This is a genomic window from Salinibacterium sp. NG253 (genome assembly GCF_015864945.1).
Taxonomy (GTDB): Bacteria; Actinomycetota; Actinomycetes; order Actinomycetales; family Microbacteriaceae; genus Rhodoglobus.
The window spans coordinates 213,804-230,213 of record NZ_JADYWF010000003.1 but is presented as its reverse complement, the minus strand read 5'-3'; the positions used below and the strand labels follow the sequence as shown (position 1 = coordinate 230,213).

General features: G+C 60.6%; 20 protein-coding genes. 4 read left to right on the top strand and 16 right to left on the bottom strand.

Going from position 1 to position 16,410, the window contains the following annotated elements; translation table 11 throughout:
* Positions 1–12: 12 nt before the first annotated feature.
* The 4 genes from I6E52_RS13965 to infC form a co-directional block, all read right to left on the bottom strand.
* Positions 13–816, bottom strand: coding sequence for an RNA methyltransferase (locus I6E52_RS13965; RefSeq protein WP_197158394.1), 804 nt, complete (start codon positions 814–816; stop codon positions 13–15).
* A 105-nt stretch (positions 817–921) separates the two neighbouring features.
* Positions 922–1,308 (bottom strand): 50S ribosomal protein L20, encoded by a 387-nt coding sequence (gene rplT / locus I6E52_RS13960; RefSeq protein ID WP_009771944.1) that lies wholly within the window; start codon positions 1,306–1,308, stop codon positions 922–924.
* Between the two features lie 18 nt (positions 1,309–1,326).
* Complete coding sequence (gene rpmI, locus I6E52_RS13955) at positions 1,327–1,521, bottom strand: 50S ribosomal protein L35 (RefSeq protein WP_197108656.1); 195 nt, start codon at positions 1,519–1,521, stop codon at positions 1,327–1,329.
* Positions 1,514–2,116 (bottom strand): translation initiation factor IF-3, encoded by a 603-nt coding sequence (infC, locus tag I6E52_RS13950; RefSeq protein ID WP_197126768.1) that lies wholly within the window; start codon positions 2,114–2,116, stop codon positions 1,514–1,516. Before infC ends, rpmI begins: the two co-directional genes overlap by 8 nt.
* 324 nt (positions 2,117–2,440) lie before the next feature.
* Here infC and I6E52_RS13945 point away from each other — a divergent pair, with 324 nt between their 5' ends.
* Positions 2,441–2,791: a DUF1844 domain-containing protein gene (locus I6E52_RS13945; RefSeq protein ID WP_197126597.1), complete on the top strand. Its 351-nt coding sequence runs from the start codon at positions 2,441–2,443 to the stop codon at positions 2,789–2,791.
* A gap of 21 nt (positions 2,792–2,812) precedes the next feature.
* On the opposite strand, the gene I6E52_RS13940 is transcribed toward I6E52_RS13945, so the two are convergent.
* The 6 genes from I6E52_RS13940 to I6E52_RS13915 all read right to left on the bottom strand — a co-directional run bounded on the left by I6E52_RS13940 (position 2,813) and on the right by I6E52_RS13915 (position 7,252).
* Complete coding sequence (locus tag I6E52_RS13940) at positions 2,813–3,589, bottom strand: SseB family protein (RefSeq protein ID WP_197158392.1); 777 nt, start codon at positions 3,587–3,589, stop codon at positions 2,813–2,815.
* A 71-nt stretch (positions 3,590–3,660) separates the two neighbouring features.
* Positions 3,661–4,410 (bottom strand): bifunctional 1-(5-phosphoribosyl)-5-((5-phosphoribosylamino)methylideneamino)imidazole-4-carboxamide isomerase/phosphoribosylanthranilate isomerase PriA, encoded by a 750-nt coding sequence (priA, locus tag I6E52_RS13935; protein ID WP_197139251.1) that lies wholly within the window; start codon positions 4,408–4,410, stop codon positions 3,661–3,663.
* 79 nt (positions 4,411–4,489) lie between these two features.
* Positions 4,490–5,167, bottom strand: a complete 678-nt coding sequence (gene hisH / locus I6E52_RS13930; RefSeq protein WP_197158390.1) for an imidazole glycerol phosphate synthase subunit HisH — start codon at positions 5,165–5,167, stop codon at positions 4,490–4,492.
* Positions 5,124–5,729, bottom strand: a complete 606-nt coding sequence (gene hisB, locus I6E52_RS13925; protein WP_197126731.1) for an imidazoleglycerol-phosphate dehydratase HisB — start codon at positions 5,727–5,729, stop codon at positions 5,124–5,126. The genes hisH and hisB overlap by 44 nt, the downstream gene beginning before the upstream one ends.
* Positions 5,726–6,814 carry a histidinol-phosphate transaminase gene (locus I6E52_RS13920; protein ID WP_197158388.1) on the bottom strand — a complete coding sequence of 363 codons (1,089 nt, stop codon included), beginning with the start codon at positions 6,812–6,814 and terminating at the stop codon, positions 5,726–5,728. The genes hisB and I6E52_RS13920 overlap by 4 nt, the downstream gene beginning before the upstream one ends.
* A gap of 72 nt (positions 6,815–6,886) precedes the next feature.
* The gene (locus I6E52_RS13915; protein ID WP_231601034.1) at positions 6,887–7,252 is read right to left on the bottom strand and encodes a LysM peptidoglycan-binding domain-containing protein; all 366 of its coding nucleotides are present in this window, start codon (positions 7,250–7,252) and stop codon (positions 6,887–6,889) included.
* A 231-nt stretch (positions 7,253–7,483) separates the two neighbouring features.
* Between I6E52_RS13915 and lexA the strand changes: the two genes are divergently transcribed.
* The gene (gene lexA, locus I6E52_RS13910) at positions 7,484–8,176 is read left to right on the top strand and encodes a transcriptional repressor LexA (RefSeq protein WP_197158386.1); all 693 of its coding nucleotides are present in this window, start codon (positions 7,484–7,486) and stop codon (positions 8,174–8,176) included.
* Positions 8,177–8,199: 23 nt separating this feature from the next.
* Here lexA and I6E52_RS13905 read toward each other — a convergent pair whose 3' ends face one another.
* Positions 8,200–8,799 carry a TetR/AcrR family transcriptional regulator gene (locus I6E52_RS13905; RefSeq protein ID WP_197158384.1) on the bottom strand — a complete coding sequence of 200 codons (600 nt, stop codon included), beginning with the start codon at positions 8,797–8,799 and terminating at the stop codon, positions 8,200–8,202.
* 78 nt (positions 8,800–8,877) lie between these two features.
* Between I6E52_RS13905 and I6E52_RS13900 the strand changes: the two genes are divergently transcribed.
* A complete protein-coding gene (locus tag I6E52_RS13900; RefSeq protein ID WP_197158382.1) occupies positions 8,878–9,672 on the top strand; it encodes an SDR family oxidoreductase in 795 nt (264 codons plus the stop codon).
* A 66-nt stretch (positions 9,673–9,738) separates the two neighbouring features.
* Here I6E52_RS13900 and hflX read toward each other — a convergent pair whose 3' ends face one another.
* Complete coding sequence (hflX, locus tag I6E52_RS13895) at positions 9,739–11,298, bottom strand: GTPase HflX (protein WP_197158380.1); 1,560 nt, start codon at positions 11,296–11,298, stop codon at positions 9,739–9,741.
* Between the two features lie 41 nt (positions 11,299–11,339).
* Between hflX and I6E52_RS13890 the strand changes: the two genes are divergently transcribed.
* Complete coding sequence (locus I6E52_RS13890) at positions 11,340–11,975, top strand: class I SAM-dependent methyltransferase (RefSeq protein WP_197158378.1); 636 nt, start codon at positions 11,340–11,342, stop codon at positions 11,973–11,975.
* Positions 11,976–12,013: 38 nt separating this feature from the next.
* Here I6E52_RS13890 and dapF read toward each other — a convergent pair whose 3' ends face one another.
* The 4 genes from dapF to I6E52_RS14610 all read right to left on the bottom strand — a co-directional run bounded on the left by dapF (position 12,014) and on the right by I6E52_RS14610 (position 16,407).
* Complete coding sequence (dapF, locus tag I6E52_RS13885) at positions 12,014–12,892, bottom strand: diaminopimelate epimerase (RefSeq protein WP_197158376.1); 879 nt, start codon at positions 12,890–12,892, stop codon at positions 12,014–12,016.
* Positions 12,879–13,805 (bottom strand): tRNA (adenosine(37)-N6)-dimethylallyltransferase MiaA, encoded by a 927-nt coding sequence (gene miaA, locus I6E52_RS13880; protein WP_374059118.1) that lies wholly within the window; start codon positions 13,803–13,805, stop codon positions 12,879–12,881. Before miaA ends, dapF begins: the two co-directional genes overlap by 14 nt.
* A 136-nt stretch (positions 13,806–13,941) precedes the next feature.
* Positions 13,942–15,495, bottom strand: coding sequence for a tRNA (N6-isopentenyl adenosine(37)-C2)-methylthiotransferase MiaB (gene miaB / locus I6E52_RS13875; RefSeq protein ID WP_197158371.1), 1,554 nt, complete (start codon positions 15,493–15,495; stop codon positions 13,942–13,944).
* A 60-nt stretch (positions 15,496–15,555) separates the two neighbouring features.
* Complete coding sequence (locus tag I6E52_RS14610; RefSeq protein WP_307842552.1) at positions 15,556–16,407, bottom strand: regulatory protein RecX; 852 nt, start codon at positions 16,405–16,407, stop codon at positions 15,556–15,558.
* Positions 16,408–16,410 lie beyond the last annotated feature (3 nt).

Sequence of the window (16,410 nt, the reverse complement as noted above, 5' to 3'; positions counted from 1 at the left end):
TACCGGTTGCGATCAGTTGCTGCGTTGCGCGAAAGCACTCTCATACAGGCAGACGGATGCCGCAGTCGCGAGGTTCATCGACTCTGCATGTCCGTAGATCGGCACCGAAATAACCCAGTCGGCCAAGGCATAATGCTCGTCGGTCAGGCCACGAGCTTCATTGCCAAACAGCCACGCCGAGGGCTTATCGAGAACGCCCTCATTGCGAGCCGCCAACAAGTCGCCACCCTTGATATCGGCGGCAAGAACACGCATGCCCTCCCCCTTGACGCGCTCCAGCACCGCTTCGAGCTCGGCACCGACGGCAACAGGAAGGTGGAACAGCGATCCCGTCGTGGCGCGCACAACCTTGGGGTTGTAAAGGTCAACACTGCGACCCGTAAGAATCACGCCGTCGGCACCAGCGGCATCCGCTGCACGAATGATCGTGCCGGCGTTGCCAGGATCACGAACCTCTTCAAGAATTGCGATCAGTTTCGGCCCGCCAGCAAGAAGGTCTTTAACCGACGTCGGGAACTGGCGGCAGACAGCCAGAATGCCCTGAGGAGTGACAGTGTCAGCCATCGTCTCGAGCACCTGCTCAGAAACGAATTCAATTTCGATCTCCGCAGCTTCGGCGGCACGAGCGAGATCGCTGTGGCGCTCGAGAGCGGTAGGAGTGGCGTAGAGCTCAACCAAGAGATCCGGGCGAAACTCAAGAGCTTCAGCTACGGATTGGGGGCCTTCCAAGAGAAAAAGCCCGGTCTCAGACCGGGCACTCTTCTTTGCAAGTTTGGCCACTGCTCGTACACGTGGCGAGCGCGGGTTATCAATCACGCCACTAACCCTAAGCTCGCGCCCTGCACATACGAGAATCGGCACGCTGTAGGGACCAAATTGGTCACTACAGCGTGCCGATTGCACGAATAGTTGTGCGGCTAGTTACGCAGCCGAACGGGGTGCCGACGTGTCAGCAGGAAGTGCAGCCTTAGCGGTTGCAACCAGCGACGCGAACGTGGCGGGCTCGGTGACCGCGAGGTCAGCGAGGATACGACGGTCAACCTGCACACCAGCAAGGTTCAGACCCTGGATGAGACGGTTGTAAGTGAGGCCGTTCGCACGCGATGCAGCGTTGATGCGCTGAATCCACAGGCGACGGAATTCACCCTTGCGGGCGCGACGGTCGCGGTATGCGTAGACGAGGGAGTGAGTGACCTGCTCCTTGGCCTTGCGGTAGAGACGCGAACGCTGGCCGCGGTAACCCTTAGCGCGTTCGAGGATTACCCGACGCTTCTTGTGAGCGTTAACCGCCCTTTTTACTCTTGCCATGATGTATTCCTAAACCCTTTACTTACCGAGAAGCTTCTTGATTGTCTTGGCGTCCTGCGGCGCAATGACCTGATCCTGGTTGAGTGCGCGCTTACGCTTGCTGCTCTTAACCTCGAGGTTGTGTCGCATACCCGCCTGCTGCTTCATGACCTTGCCGCTACCGGTGACCTTGAAACGCTTCTTGGTGCCTGAGTGCGTCTTCTGCTTAGGCATCTTTCTCCTCTTTCTCTGGAACTTCTGCCTCACGAGGCTTCTTGTTAGCTGCCTTGCGGGCCTCGGCTTCAGCCTTAGCTGTTGCCTTGGTCTTGTGTGGGCCAATAATCATGACCATGTTGCGACCGTCAATAGTCGGTGTCGATTCAATAGAACCGAACTCCGACACATCTTCGGCAAACTTCTGAAGCAACCGCACACCCTGATCGGGGCGAGACTGCTCACGGCCACGGAACAAGATCATTGCTTTGACCTTGTCGCCGCCAGCGAGGAATCCCTCGGCGCGCTTGCGCTTGGTTTCGTAGTCGTGCTTGTCGATCTTGAGACGGAAACGAACCTCTTTGAGAATCGTGTTCGTCTGGTTACGACGAGCTTCTTTCGCCTTCTGCGCCTCTTCGTACTTGAACTTGCCGTAATCCATAATCTTGGCAACGGGAGGCTTAGAGCTGGGAGCTACCTCGACCAAATCAAGATCTGCCTCTTGGGCGAGCTTGAGGGCGACGTCAATCGAGACGACACCGACTTGTTCGCCACCGGGTCCGACAAGACGGACCTCAGGGACTCGGATTCGGTCGTTGGTACGGGGATCGCTGATGCGTGTTCTCCTTACAGTTCGTGATGCGCAGACAAACGGTATTCGTTTGATCAACGCAGTTCGGCGGATGCCGTGGCACGAAAGAGGAGCGTCACGCAGCCAAAGCTGCATCACCCTTTAAAGCTGCGCAGCCGACATCCGGAACAATTCACACAGTCAGGAACCTGATCATGCGTACTGCACCGCCTGCGAACTGTGCGGGGTGTAACTACCCGGTAACCTTATATGCGGTTGACAGGTGGGAGAATCTCCACTTTCGTATCCGGGGCGAGCCCCGGGCCTGCATAAGAATAGCAGAGCGAACCCCAATAAGCGAAGGACATCATGAGCGAGCCCACCCCAGACGAGACAAATGAAGCACGAGACATCTCAGAAGTGCCCGCAGTCGAGGTAATCAACACCGTCGCCGTACACATGCTCAGCGCGGCTGCTGTGAAACTCGGCCTTTCTGATGGCCCGGATGCGGAGTCAGAGAAGGACCTCGACGAAGCCCGCAAACTGATTACCGCTCTTGCCGGCCTCGTGACCGCCGCCGCCCCCGAGATCGGTGACCACCATGCTCGCCCGCTGCGTGACGGACTCCGCTCGGTTCAGCTCGCGTTCCGCGAAGAGTCACGGTTCCCCGATGCCCCCGGCAAGGGCCCAGGCGAAAAGTACACCGGCCCCGTCAACTAAGACGGCGCCCGCTAGTTGCTGTCAGCTAGTGGGCACGTCAGCGGCTGGTGCGCGAATGACTTGGACTGCGAGCGAATCTACCGACTGAGCGATGAGTTCAGAGGCACTCCAGCGTTCGCGCATCCGCTCCATGACCGCATCTAAGGTCTCGCGGTCAAGCCCCTCGCGCATCGCGATCTGAACGACCAGCTCGGGGCCATGCAGCCGTGCACCGGGGTCGCCGGCCAATAGCTGGATATCAGCGACGTATTCTTCGCTCTCAGCGGATGCTGCGAACTCGTCCCGCACATCGGCACGCAAGAAGCTCGGCGTCCACGGAACAGACTGTGCGATCGCCCACACTGCCGGGCGACGAAGGATGAACTCGCTGTCGCTGAGCGGATCGATGATAACGAGGTCAGTGCTTTCGCTGGCGGCCGCAAGCGCCACGCGGGTGCCCGCCGCTGGCACTGGCCGAGCATCCGGATTCCACGCCTTCATCGCCTCAACAGAACTAAATACGGGCAACACGGCACGGCCATCTGGCCCCGTAACCGTGACGATTGAGAGTTCTTGCGTCTTGTCGACAGTGAGCCCCTCGGCGGTAGTGCCGGTCTCCCCCGCCTTGGCAAGCAGCGGGATCAGAAGGCGGGACTCGCGAACCTGATCGACAACCTCAGATTCGGTGGCATCGCCAGCATGAAAGCGGGTGATCGTGGCCATGAGCGCTTCAGGAGCGCTGCCATCGTCATCCGGTGCTGCGTTGGGCTCAAAGGAACGCCCCTCCCACGGCACGCCTGCGGAATCCGTTGCGTTCATTTCTGCGCCCATGTCAGCTCCCGTGTCAGTGCTAGATCAGTTCCGGTGTCCGCGCCCGCGAAATGATTCGCTTAGTGCGAGGAGACGTCGAGCGCTTCAGCGAGCGTGAACGCCTTCGCATAGAGAGCCTTGCCCACAATGGCGCCCTCAAGACCCTGCGGAACAAGTTCGCGCAGCTCAATAAGGTCGTCCAAGCTCGAGATTCCGCCAGAGGCAATAACCGGGCGGTGTGTGCGCTCCATGACCTGGCGAAGCAGCTCAATGTTCGGGCCCTGCAGCGTGCCATCTTTAGTGACGTCAGTAACGACGTAGCGGCAGCATCCGGCAGATTCGAGACGGTCGAGAACCGTCCAAATGTCGCCACCCTCTTGCGTCCAGCCGCGAGCAGCCAGCGTCGTGCCGCGAACATCAAGACCAACAGCAATGGCCTCGCCATATTCGGCGATAACGTGAGCAGCCCACTCGGGGTTTTCCAACGCGGCAGTGCCGAGGTTGATGCGCTTCGCGCCAGTCGCAAGAGCAGATTCCAGCGACTCGTCGTCGCGGATACCACCCGAAAGTTCGATGTTGACGCGCTTCGGCGTCGACTTGATGACCTTCTTGATCATCGCGTGGTTGTCGCCACGACCGAATGCAGCATCGAGGTCAACGAGGTGAATCCACTCGGCGCCCTGGTCGGCCCAGTCGTGAGCTGCAGCGCACGGATCGCCATAACTCTTCTCGGTTCCTGCCTCGCCTTGCGTGAGACGCACTGCCTTGCCGTCGGCTACATCCACTGCCGGCAGCAGGGTTAGACCGGGGGTTTTGTTGAACTCGCTCATAGATACGCTCTCTAAAGACCTGACCGCGGAACGCCGCGCACAAGCATCCGATACTAGTGCACGTAGAACCAACGCAAAATCAGAAGGTCTTCAACCAGTTGCTTAGTAGTCGGATTCCAGCTTCGCCAGACTTCTCGGGGTGAAATTGAGTGGCAGTCAATGGCCCGTTTTCGACCGCGGCTAAGAATCGGCCGCCGTGGTCTGCCCACGTGAGCTTCGGCTGCGGAAAAGGCGGCTGAACATCAAGCGTCCACTGTTGTGCAGCGTAGGAGTGCACGAAATAGAAACGTTCGTCTCGCACCGAATCAAACAGCGTCGTGTCGTCAGGAGTCTCGACAGTATTCCACCCCATGTGCGGCAAAACCGGGGCGGGTAACTTTTCTACAACACCAGGCCACTCGTTGAGGCCTTCGGTCTGAATGCCGTGTTCGTCGCCCGAGGCGAAGAGCACCTGCATGCCGACACAAATACCCATAACCGGGCGACTTCCGGTGAGGCGCTTCTCGATGATTGCGCCCCCGCGAACTGACTCGAGCGCCGACATCACAGCAGCGAAAGCACCAACGCCGGGCACGAGGAGCCCGTCAGCCGCCTCAGCGACCGAACGATCCGCACTCAAGCGAACGTTCGCGCCAGCAGCCTCGAGAGCCTTCGCTGCCGAGTGAATGTTGCCGGAACCGTAGTCAAGGATGACAACCGAAGGAGCAGCCACTCTAGAGCGCACCCTTCGTGGAAGGAATTCCCGTGACACGAGCATCCGGCTCAACCGCAGCACGCATCGCGCGAGCGAAGGCCTTGAACTCTGCCTCAGCAATGTGGTGCGGGTCGCGACCGCCCAGAACCGTCACGTGCACGGTGATACCCGCGTTGTAACTGATTGCCTCAAAGACGTGACGAACCATCGAGCCGGTGAAGTGACCACCGATAAGGTGCATCTCGAAGCCCGCAGGCTCGCCCGTGTGGACGAGATATGGACGACCGGAGACGTCAACAACAGCACGCACGAGCGCCTCATCGAGCGGAACAAGCGCGTCACCGTAGCGCGAGATGCCGGCCTTGGTGCCGAGCGCCTGCCTGATGGCCATCCCGAGCGCAATGCCAATGTCTTCGACCGTGTGGTGCACATCGATGTGCGTGTCTCCACTGGCCTTGACGGTGAGATCGATGAGCGAGTGCTTCGAGAACGCCGTAAGCATGTGGTCGTAGAAGGGCACGCTCGTGTCGATAGATGAGGTGCCGGTGCCGTCGAGATTGATCGAAAGTTCGATGCTCGACTCGCTAGTTTCGCGCGTAATTGTCGCGGTGCGCTGTGAGGTCATTGTTCAACTCTACCGAGCGTCTGGAGGTCGGCCATCGCATCCAAGAACGCAGTGGTTTCCTCTTCGGTGCCGGCAGTGACTCGCAAGTGGTGCGGGATGCCGACGTCGCGGATCAGGATGTCCTGAATGAGGAGCTTGTGGAACAGCTCCTGAGGGTCAGCGACGTTGCCGAACAATACGAAGTTGGACTCACTGGGTACGGGGGTGAATCCCAATGCTTCGAGTCCAGCGCTCATGCGATCGCGCTGCGCCTTAATCTCGTCGACCATGGCAAGCATTTGCGGCGCGTGGGCCAGTGCCGCTACGGCCGCCGCCTGCGTGAGCGCCGATAGGTGGTACGGGAGTCGCACCAAACGCAGGGCATCCGCGATCGCCGGATCCGCGGCGAGATAACCGACACGAGCGCCGGCAAAGGCGAATGCCTTGCTCATCGTGCGGGACACAAGAAGTCGCGGGCGACCCTCAAGGAGCGACAGAGCCGATTCGCGATCAGAGAACTCGGCGTACGCTTCGTCAACGAGCACGATGCCATCGGTCGCGTCGTAGGCGGCCACGATCGTGTCGTTGCTGACGGGGGTGCCGGTGGGATTGTTAGGGGAACAGAGAAAAACAACATCGGGCGTGTGCTCAGCGATTGCGGCAACGACGCTCTCTGGCGTGATGTCGTAGGCAGGATCGCGCGGTGCCGTGACCCACTCGGTGCCGGTGCCTGAGGCGATGATGGAGTGCATCGAGTAGGTGGGCGGGAAGCCAAGCACGCGGCGACCTGGCCCGCCGAACGCCTGCAGCGTCTGCTGAAGCACTTCGTTGGAACCATTGGCCGCCCAGATGTTGTCGGCAGCAAGGCCGTGACCGAGGTAGGCCGCAAGTGATTCGCGGAGTTCAGTGAATTCGCGGTCGGGGTAGCGGTTGGCATTCATAACAGCGCCGGCGAGAGCCATGACAATGTCGGTGGCAACCGCCTCCGGAATCGGATGCGTGTTCTCGTTGACGTTCAGCTGAATGCGAACCGGATCGGTTGGTGCACCGTAGGGCGTAAGGCCCCTGAGGTCATCACGAATAGGGAGATCTGATAGCGAAGTCACTCCACCAATCGTAGAGGAACAGGCTGTGACCGGATGCCGGGGCCCGTGGCGACGCCGGCGGAGCGTGGCAGGCTAGTTGGAGAAGCTGGCGGGGATCGCGAGCTCTTGACCCGCGAAGATGTCTGCTGACGACATCTGGTTCACTTCAATCAACTGGGCAACAACCTCGCGCGGGTCATGCCCCGGGGCGTGCTGCTCGGCAATGTTCCACAGGGACTGGCCCGCTGCGACATCGACATAAACGAACGCGTTCTCGTTGGACTCGAGCGTCGCAGCGGCGCCGCCGCTGTTGAGCGAGATGAGAAGGGCCGCGATAACCAACGGCGTGGCCGCGAGAGTCATGAGGACGACGCGACCACGCGTGGTGAGGCGAAGACGCGGTGCGGACTGCCGTGCACGGACAGCCGCGTTAGGTGCAATCACAGCAGTAGACATCATTCGCTCCTCATGGGGGTGGTATCGCATCCGGTTCTCGGCCGGGAGAACCGGATGCGAAGTTGTGTTCCGAACATACATTCGAATAGTTCGAATATCAAGTACATATTCGAAGAAGCCACTGACATTTGCTCCCGACACTCGAACAAACGTTTGTTTTTGACCCCTTCTGCGGATACAGTTTCGAATGAGCCACTGACATTGGAATCGTCAGTGGCAGAAATAGAGGACTCCGTGACTGACGCAACAGCACCCCATGACGACGCTTCTGAGCGCGGAACACGGCGGCGCACCAGCCTGAGCGCGAAGCAGCAGGCAATCCTCGAAATGATTCAGCGAGCAATCGCCACTCAGGGGTACCCGCCGAGCATGCGCGAGATCGGCGATGCCGTCGGCCTCTCCTCACTGTCGAGCGTTACCCACCAGCTCAACCAGCTCGAGCTCAGTGGCTACGTGCGCCGCGACCCCAATCGCCCTCGCGCCATCGAAGTTCTTATCGACGTTCCCAACGCCGTCGACGAATCCAGCACGATCAGCCCGTCAATGGGCGACGCAGCAATGGTGCCGCTTGTCGGTCGCATCGCCGCCGGAATCCCGATCACGGCCGAGCAGCATGTTGAAGAAGTGTTCCCGCTCCCCCGTCAGCTCGTGGGCAAGGGTGAACTCTTCATGCTGAAGGTCGTGGGAGATTCCATGATCGATGCCGCCATCTGTGACGGCGACTGGGTCGTCGTGCGTCAACAGCAGACTGCTGAGAACGGCGATATCGTCGCCGCCATGCTCGACGAAGAAGCAACAGTGAAGGTCTTTCGTCAACGAGACGGCCATACGTGGCTATTGCCGCGTAACTCAAACTTCGAGCCGATCCTCGGTGACTACGCCCAAGTGCTCGGCAAAGTTGTCACCGTACTTCGCGCCATCAAGTAAGAGCCTTCCGCGTGAGGCCCGCCCTATGAGGTGGCGCCGACGGTGCCGACCAGGCTGTCGATGACCGCACGCACTTCGTCTTCAAGCGAAGTCGGCCACAGCGCATCGACTTTATGCAAGCGAAGCGAGACGATGCCGTGCAACGACGTCCAGAGGCGAAACGCTATGACGTTCGCAGTCGTGAGATCGATGCCGGTCACCTCCACAAGAAGGACGGCGGCGCTTTCAAGCAAACCCCAGTCTGCTTCGTGCACTGAGTCGCCAAGACGGTCGGCACTTTCAAATAGCAGTTGGTAGGCGCCGGGATACTCGATTCCCCACGTCGCATAGGCGACCCCGAAGGCGTAAGCCCGAACGATCGGCGGCGATGTGCCCTCTACAGCAGCGCCAATGGCATGACCTAGCGCCTGCATCTGTGCCTGGATAACGGCGTCGATGAGGGCATGTTGAGATTCGAAGTGGAGATAGACAGCAGCGGGAGAGACAGAGCATGCCCGTGCAACAGCTCGCAGCGAAGGCGGGGCGATGGACTGCGGTGTGAGAAGCATTTCACTCGCGGCCGCGACGAGCTGATCTCGCAGCTGGTCTCCACTCCCGCGAGCGTTGCGTTGCCTATCTCTCATGATTTCTCCGCTGGACATCTGAACTGTACACGTGTAAACATACATTACTGAACACCTGTACACCTAGAAAGGGCCGCCATGGCGATCGCCTACACCGGAACCACTGTCCTCGTCACCGGCGCAAGCTCAGGGCTTGGGGAAGAGTTCGCCAGACAGCTCGCCGCCCGTGGCGCCGACCTCGTACTCGTCGCACGCCGCATCGATCGACTAGAACTACTAGCAGCCGAACTCCGTGCGAGCCACGGGGTAAACGTCACCCCGATCGAACGCGACCTCTCGACCCCGGATGCAGCATCCGCTCTTGCCGCAGAACTCACCGAGCGCGGCATCCCGGTTCACAGCCTCGTGAACAACGCGGGGTTTGCGACCCGGAACAGGTTTGAGGATGAGGAACCCGCGCGAATCGATCAGGAAATTGCACTCAATGTTGGCGCCCTTGTAGCTCTGACCCGCCAGTTCTACCCTCAGCTGCGCAGCCACAACGCGGGAGTACTTATTAATGTCGCGAGCACCGCGGGTTACCAGCCTGTGCCATTCATGGCCGTCTACGGAGCGGCCAAAGCATTCGTCCTAAGTTTCACCGAGGCTCTCTGGTCTGAAGCGCAAGGCACCGGGCTCAAAATTCTCGCCCTCTCGCCCGGTGCTACCCGCACCGAGTTCTTTGACGTCGCTGGCGCCGGAGCTCAGGTCGGAAGCTTCCGCACTTCCGTCGGCGTCGTTGCGCTGGCGCTTGCCACGGTAGACCGGCGCAACCCGCCGCCCAGCGTTATCGACGGCGGGATGAACCGTGCCACCACCATCATGACCAGGCTCGCCAGCCGCCGCCTTGTAGCCGCCATGACGAGACGTGTCACTGGTCGCGGCCTCAGCTAAGCGCGCAACCCAGAACTACGGCTGCGCGCTCGGCACGCTGCAGGCGAGAACGATTCTCGCTCCCGCCTAGGCCTGCTTCGAAACGAACTCTTCGATCTCTGGAACTCGCGCCGGGTGAACCAACGCGGTAACCAGCGTGCCCTCTTCGCGGTAATCGGTGGAAATCACTCGGCCCTGCACGTGGAGGCGTGAAATGACCTCGCCGCGGTCATACGGCACGAGCAGAGTCACCTCAATCTCAGGAGAAGGCAAGAGTTCTGCGATGCGCGCATTGAGCTCGTCGATGCCCTCACCGGAGCGCGCCGAGACAAAAATACCCGTCGGCTCCAGGCCACGAATTAGCAGACGCTGATCGTCATCCGCAAGATCGCTCTTGTTGAAGACAACGATCTCGGGAATGTCACGCGCACCGAGTTCGCCAATAACATCGCGCACCGTGGCGAGCTGAGCTCCAGGGTCAGGATGCGACGCGTCGACAACGTGCACAATGACATCGGACTGACCGATCTCTTCGAGCGTCGAACGGAAAGCTTCCACCAGTTGATGCGGCAGGTTGCGCACGAAACCAACCGTGTCACTCAACGTGTACAGCCGACCATCAGCAGTTGCCGACTTGCGCACGGTTGCGTCGAGGGTCGCGAAGAGGGCGTTCTCCACGAGCACACCAGCGCGCGTCAGGCGGTTCAACAGGCTTGACTTGCCCGCGTTCGTATAGCCCGCAATAGCAACACTCGGAACCTCAAAGCGATCACGGTTTGCCCGCTTCGCTTCACGCGCCGGCGCAAAGCCCTTGATCTGCTTACGCAGGCGCGCCATCCGCGTGTGGATACGGCGACGATCGAGCTCAATCTTGGTCTCACCGGGGCCACGGCTACCCATACCGGCACCCGCACCACCCACCTGGCCACCGGCCTGGCGGGACATCGATTCACCCCAACCACGCAGACGGGGAAGCAAGTACTCCATTTGAGCGAGTTCAACCTGGGCCTTGCCCTCGCGGCTCGTCGCGTGCTGGCTGAAGATGTCAAGAATTACCGCAGTGCGGTCGATGACCTTGACCCCCACAACGTCTTCAAGAGCGCGTCGCTGGCTTGGGGCAAGCTCGGTATCGGCGATCACGGTATCGGCACCGGTCGCGGCGACCACGTCCTTCAGTTCGCGTGCCTTGCCCTTGCCCAGGTACGTGCTCGGGTCGGGGTGGCTACGGCGCTGCAGGAGGCCGTCAAGCACGACGGCGCCCGCAGTCTCGGCTAGCGCAGAAAGCTCTCGAAGCGAGTTCTCGGCCTCGCGCAGGTTTCCCTGCCCGTAGATACCGATGAGCACCACGTTCTCGATGCGCAGCTGGCGGTACTCGACCTCCGTGACGTCATCAAGTTCGGTCGACAGCCCTGCCACCCGCTTCAGGGCGTGGCGATCCTCGCGATCGAACTGGTCACCATCGCGATCGGACTCATAGTGAGCATCGGATTGCAGCGCCTGGGCGCCAGATTTGCCTGCTCCTTCGGCACCGAAGCGCGTCACTGCGGCGTGGTCAGAGCTTTCTGTGGCCAGAACACGGTCGACGGAACGCTCGGCGTCGTCGCCATCATTGGCCTCGATACTGGTTTCTGTCGTGTTTCGCGTCATTGGGTTAACCCTACTTCTCTAGTTTTCGGTAAGTTCTGTGCATGGCTAACGAGCATTACTTCTCGTCATCACCCGAGAGTGATCTCAAATTGCGGACGATTCACGCGACCATTGCTGGTCTCGAACGCGAACTTGTCACGTCAAATGGGATCTTCAGTCCGGAACGGATCGACGCTGGAACCAAGGTTCTACTGGCGAACGTGCCCGCTCCTCCCCCGGGAGGAAACCTGCTTGACCTCGGTTGCGGCTGGGGACCGATGGCGCTCACCCTTGCCCTCGAGTCACCTCATGCAACGGTGTGGGCGGTGGACGTCAACGAGCGCGCACTGGATCTTGTACGCGCAAACGCCGAAAAATTGTCCATACCCAACATTAACGCGGTTTTGCCCGCAGATGTTCCCGAAGACATAACGTTTATGTCTATTTGGTCGAACCCGCCCATCCGCGTCGGCAAGAACGAGCTGCACAACATTCTCCAGACCTGGCTACCCCGTCTCGAAGAAGACGCCGACGCCTGGCTGGTTGTGCAAAAGAACCTCGGATCGGATTCCCTCCACCGCTGGATGGAAGCAACCTTCCCCGACGACTTCAGTTTCACTCGTGCCGCAACTAACAAGGGCTACCGGCTACTGCGGGCGCGACACCACGCTGCAACGCTCGACGACGCTGACGTCTAGGCGGCAGCGAAGGGCCGTCAACGGCCCTCAGCGGCGCGCTACGCGAGTTCTAGGCTGCCGGTGTAAACGAGTTCGGCCGGACCGCTCAGCGACACGTGTTCGCCATCCTCGGTCGGGAACATGCGAACGACAACGGTTCCGCCGGGAACGGTGACCCGCCACTGGTGGGGAGCGCTCGCTCCGGCGTAATGACGAATAGCGAGAGCCGCGGCGACAGCACCCGTGCCACACGACAACGTTTCGCCACTGCCGCGCTCATGCACGCGCATCCGAATTGAACCAACGCCATCCTTGACGAGCGGCTCGGCCGGCACCACGAATTCAACATTCGCGCCGTTTTCGGGCAGCGGATCAATCACGGGGATGTAGCCGAGGTCAACACCATCGAGTTCTGCTTCTTCGGCAAGAGCTACGACCACATGAGGATTTCCAACATTGATACCGAGGCCCGGACGGGCGACCTCAAGTTCTTTCGCCCGCACGAGCGGCTCTCCGCCGTCGAGCGCCCAACGCCCCATGTCGACTTGATAGCCAGCCATGTTGCGCTGAACATCGCGCACGCCGCCACGAGTACCGATCGGCAAGGTGTCACCTGGCTCGAAGTCAACAAAACCCTCATTGGCGAGGTACTCCGCGTAGACACGGATGCCGTTGCCACACATCTCGGAGATGCTGCCGTCAGCATTGCGGTAGTCCATGAACCACTCCGCGTCGGCATCTTCGGCAAGCGCCGCAGCGCCCGCGTCAAGACTGCGGGACCGAACAGCGCGGATGATTCCATCGGCGCCCACACCAAAGTGACGATCGCAAATGGCCGCAACCTGCTTCGGGGTGAGGTCAATCTCACCATCCGGATCAGAAAACAGCACGAAGTCGTTGCCAGTTCCCTGACCTTTAGTGAAGTTAAGCGTTGCCATGCGTTCCATTCTCCCCCATGACGATCGACAGAGCGCGCTCTGCCCGCTCGGGATCGTCATACTGCAGCCAATGACAGTGGTCGTAACGCTTGAACCAGCCCACCTGACGACGCGCATAGCGGCGCGTGAGGGCGGCCGTCTGCTCGATCGCATCCGCCTCAGTGAGCGTGCCATCCAACTGCTCGATCGCCTGGGCATAACCGATAGCGCGAGCGGCGGTGACGCCCAGCCCGCGCGGACGAAGCTCACGAACCTCATCGAGTAACCCGGAGTCCCACATCTGCTGCACGCGGGCGTTGAGCCTTGGCACAAGTTCATCTCGAGGCGCGGCTACACCAAGAATATGCGCGGGAGTCCATAGTTTTTTCTCTTCGGGAAGCCCGGCGCCGAACGGCTCGCCCGTAATCTCAATCACCTCAAGCGCCCGAACGATACGCCGCCCATTGCTCGCGCCGATCGAGTGCGCCGCTGCCGCGTCACGCTGTTGAAGGCGCTGAAAAAGAAGCCCAACACCCAGCTCGTCGAGTTCGGCTTCAAGGCGCGCGCGAACCTCCGGGTCTCGGGCGGGAAATTGGAAGTCGTGGATCACGCTCGAGACGTAGAGGCCCGAGCCGCCAACCATGATCGGCACGCGCCCGGTACTCTGGATTTGCCGAATGATTCGCCGCGCATCCGTCTGGTACTGCGCAACGCTGGCGTCGTCGGTGGGGTCGAGCACATCAAGCAGGTGGTGTGGGATGCCGCGGCGCTGGTCGAGAGGCAGCTTGGCTGTGCCAATATCCATGCCCCGATACAGCTGCATGGCGTCGGCGTTGATGATCTCGGATGAGATGCCCTGACGCGCAAGACCATCCGCTGTGTTCAAGGAGAGTTCAGACTTGCCTGTGCCGGTCGCGCCGACGACCACTACCAGCGGGAACGCGTCAGCGCTGTCGCTGGCAAGTGTCTCGGGCTCGGGGCCGGGGTGGTCAGAGCGGGCAGAAACGGGCAACGACGTGGTCAGTTCGGACTGCTCGTGATGGGCATGCGGTGGTTGTGCCATTTCGTACTTAGCGCAGGGAATCGCTGGGGTCATAGATCGGTGTCGTGGCGACACGGATCGTGGGCAGACCAAGCGATACGCGTGGACTCGCGTCCGCTGCGCCAGCGCCCGTGCTTGTGCCTGCGCTCGTGGGGACTCCACACGACGCTGCCTCGGCACGGTCCCAGGCGTCTCCCGCCCGGGTGCGACGGATGTCGAGCACTCCCCCGGGTTCGGTGTCGGCAACGAGATGGAATGCCGCAGCTTCGGTGATCGTGAGAGTGACGACGTCACCGGGGCGGGGCGTAGCGCTGCCCTCGGGAATGTTGAAGTGCACGAGTCGAGAGTCTTCAGCGCGGCCAGAGAGTCGCGCGGTTTCAGCCTGCTTGCGGCCTTCCGTTGCCGTCACCATCACCTCGAGGGTGCGGCCGATTTGCTCATCATTCTCTTCTCTCGAGATGCGGTCCTGAAGCGCCGCGAGTCGCTCGTAGCGCTCTTGTACGACCTCTTTCGGAATCTGGTCTTCCATGGTGGCCGCCGGCGTTCCGGGACGGATGGAGTACTGGAACGTGTAGGCCGAGGCGAAACGTGATTCTTCGACCACACGCAGGGTGTCCTGGAAGTCGTCTTCGGTCTCACCGGGGAATCCCACGATGATGTCAGTCGTAATCGCAGCGTGAGGCATCTGCGCCCGTACTCGCTCAAGGATGCCGAGGAATTTGGTCGAACGGTAACTGCGGCGCATGGCTTTGAGAATGCGGTCGGAGCCTGATTGGAGTGGCATGTGAAGCTGCGGCATCACATTCGGGGTTTCCGCCATCGCGTCGATAACGTCGTCGGTGAATGCGGCAGGGTGGGGGCTCGTGAACCTGACGCGTTCAAGGCCTTCGATGGAGCCCATAGCGCGCAGCAGTTTGCTGAACGCTTGGCGGTCGCCAAATTCGACGCCGTAGGAGTTCACGTTTTGACCCAGGAGAGTGATTTCGGTAGCGCCGTCATCGACCACCGCTTGCACTTCGGCAAGAATCTCGCCGGGGCGACGGTCTTTCTCTTTACCGCGCAGCGTGGGAACGATACAAAAAGTGCAGGTGTTGTTGCAGCCGACAGAGATCGACACCCAGGCGCTGTGGGTCGATTCGCGGCGGGTGGGCAGAGTGGAGGGAAAAACGTCGAGCGATTCGAGGATCTCGAGTTGGGCTTCTTCGTTGTGGCGGGCCCGTTCGAGCAGCGTGGGCAGTGAGCCCATGTTGTGGGTGCCGAAGACGACGTCAACCCACGGAGCTTTCTCGAGGATGACGCCCTGATCCTTTTGAGCGAGACAGCCTCCGACAGCAATTTGCATGCCGTCGTGCTCTTTCTTAACGCTCGCCAACATGCCGAGGTTGCCGTAGAGCTTGTTGTCGGCGTTCTCGCGAACGGCACACGTGTTGATGACAACGACGTCCGCTTGGCCTTCAGTCGCTCGCACGTAGCCAGCAGCTTCGAGCGAGCCGCTCAGTCGTTCTGAATCGTGCACGTTCATCTGGCACCCGTAGGTGCGCACTTCGTAGCTGCGCGGGGTCGCCAGTTTTTCGTCAATCATGTGTTCCACCTTAAGCCTCAGCGTTGAGGAGGGTTGACAGGCGCGAAGCTCGGCGAGCTTCTAGCGAAAGCGGGGACCGTGCGATGATCCGCCGGCACCGGGCGCCAGCGCGGTGTTGACTGCCGATGACACCACAGAGCCCGAATAGCCTCTGCGAAGCAGGAATCCGCTGAGGCGGCGCTTGGCCGTTTCGTTGTCGAGTGAGCGGAGTTGTGGTACGCGTTTGAGTGCGACTTCATTTGCGCGCTCTTGTTCTTCATCACGCTCGAAGTCGACGACGGCGTCAATGTGCTCTTGGTCGATCTTTCGACGACGAAGTTCCGCAATGATTCCGCCGGAGCCGAGGCCTTTACGTTCGCGCAATGTGCGGGTGAGCGTTTCGGCGAGGGCCGCATCGTCGAGGAGCGCGGATCCTTCAAGACGCTCGATCTCTGCCTCGACCTCGTCGGACTCGAATTCACGGGTGGCGAGGAACTGGGTCATCTCGTGCGAGGACATCCCGCGGCGAGCAAGCGCCCGCATGCTGACTCGGCTGATCTCGGAGAAGCCGTCGCGGGCTTGCTTTCGTGCCTTGCGCGACGAACCATCTTCCGGCTCCACCGTTGCTGATCCGTTAGCGGGATGATCGGCCCAAATCGTTGCTTCTGAAGCAACCGGTTCAGGGACGAATCGTGGCTCGCGACGTGTTGCTGGCTGCGGTTCTTCTTCTTTTTCGCTGGCCGGACTGAAGTCACGCATTGTGGGCAGTGCGCGAAGCACCGCCTGCGGTTCTTCAACGGCCTCAGCTGCCCAGTGTTCTTGTGAGGAGGATTCCTCCGGCGACGACTCCAACACGTCAGCGCGCGCAGCGCTAGACCTGTCAGCAAAGAGGTCGATGACGGGGGCGATGTAATCGTCGTCGGAGGAATTCACCAG

What these genes read in the sequence shown, in the direction of transcription:
- hisH (WP_197158390.1), bottom strand. Translation starts at nt 5,167, where the DNA reads ATGCTCGTGTCACGGGAATTCCTTCCACGAAGGGTGCGCTCTAGAGTG.
- I6E52_RS13915 (WP_231601034.1), bottom strand. Translation starts at nt 7,252, where the DNA reads ATGATGTCTACTGCTGTGATTGCACCTAACGCGGCTGTCCGTGCACGG.
- I6E52_RS13890 (WP_197158378.1), top strand. Translation starts at nt 11,340, where the DNA reads ATGGCTAACGAGCATTACTTCTCGTCATCACCCGAGAGTGATCTCAAA.
- I6E52_RS13940 (WP_197158392.1), bottom strand. Translation starts at nt 3,589, where the DNA reads ATGAACGCAACGGATTCCGCAGGCGTGCCGTGGGAGGGGCGTTCCTTT.
- rplT (WP_009771944.1), bottom strand. Translation starts at nt 1,308, where the DNA reads ATGGCAAGAGTAAAAAGGGCGGTTAACGCTCACAAGAAGCGTCGGGTA.
- hflX (WP_197158380.1), bottom strand. Translation starts at nt 11,298, where the DNA reads ATGACGCGAAACACGACAGAAACCAGTATCGAGGCCAATGATGGCGAC.
- rpmI (WP_197108656.1), bottom strand. Translation starts at nt 1,521, where the DNA reads ATGCCTAAGCAGAAGACGCACTCAGGCACCAAGAAGCGTTTCAAGGTC.
- hisB (WP_197126731.1), bottom strand. Translation starts at nt 5,729, where the DNA reads ATGACCTCACAGCGCACCGCGACAATTACGCGCGAAACTAGCGAGTCG.
- dapF (WP_197158376.1), bottom strand. Translation starts at nt 12,892, where the DNA reads ATGGCAACGCTTAACTTCACTAAAGGTCAGGGAACTGGCAACGACTTC.
- miaB (WP_197158371.1), bottom strand. Translation starts at nt 15,495, where the DNA reads ATGATTGACGAAAAACTGGCGACCCCGCGCAGCTACGAAGTGCGCACC.
- priA (WP_197139251.1), bottom strand. Translation starts at nt 4,410, where the DNA reads ATGAGCGAGTTCAACAAAACCCCCGGTCTAACCCTGCTGCCGGCAGTG.
- I6E52_RS13905 (WP_197158384.1), bottom strand. Translation starts at nt 8,799, where the DNA reads ATGAGAGATAGGCAACGCAACGCTCGCGGGAGTGGAGACCAGCTGCGA.
- I6E52_RS13945 (WP_197126597.1), top strand. Translation starts at nt 2,441, where the DNA reads ATGAGCGAGCCCACCCCAGACGAGACAAATGAAGCACGAGACATCTCA.
- I6E52_RS13900 (WP_197158382.1), top strand. Translation starts at nt 8,878, where the DNA reads ATGGCGATCGCCTACACCGGAACCACTGTCCTCGTCACCGGCGCAAGC.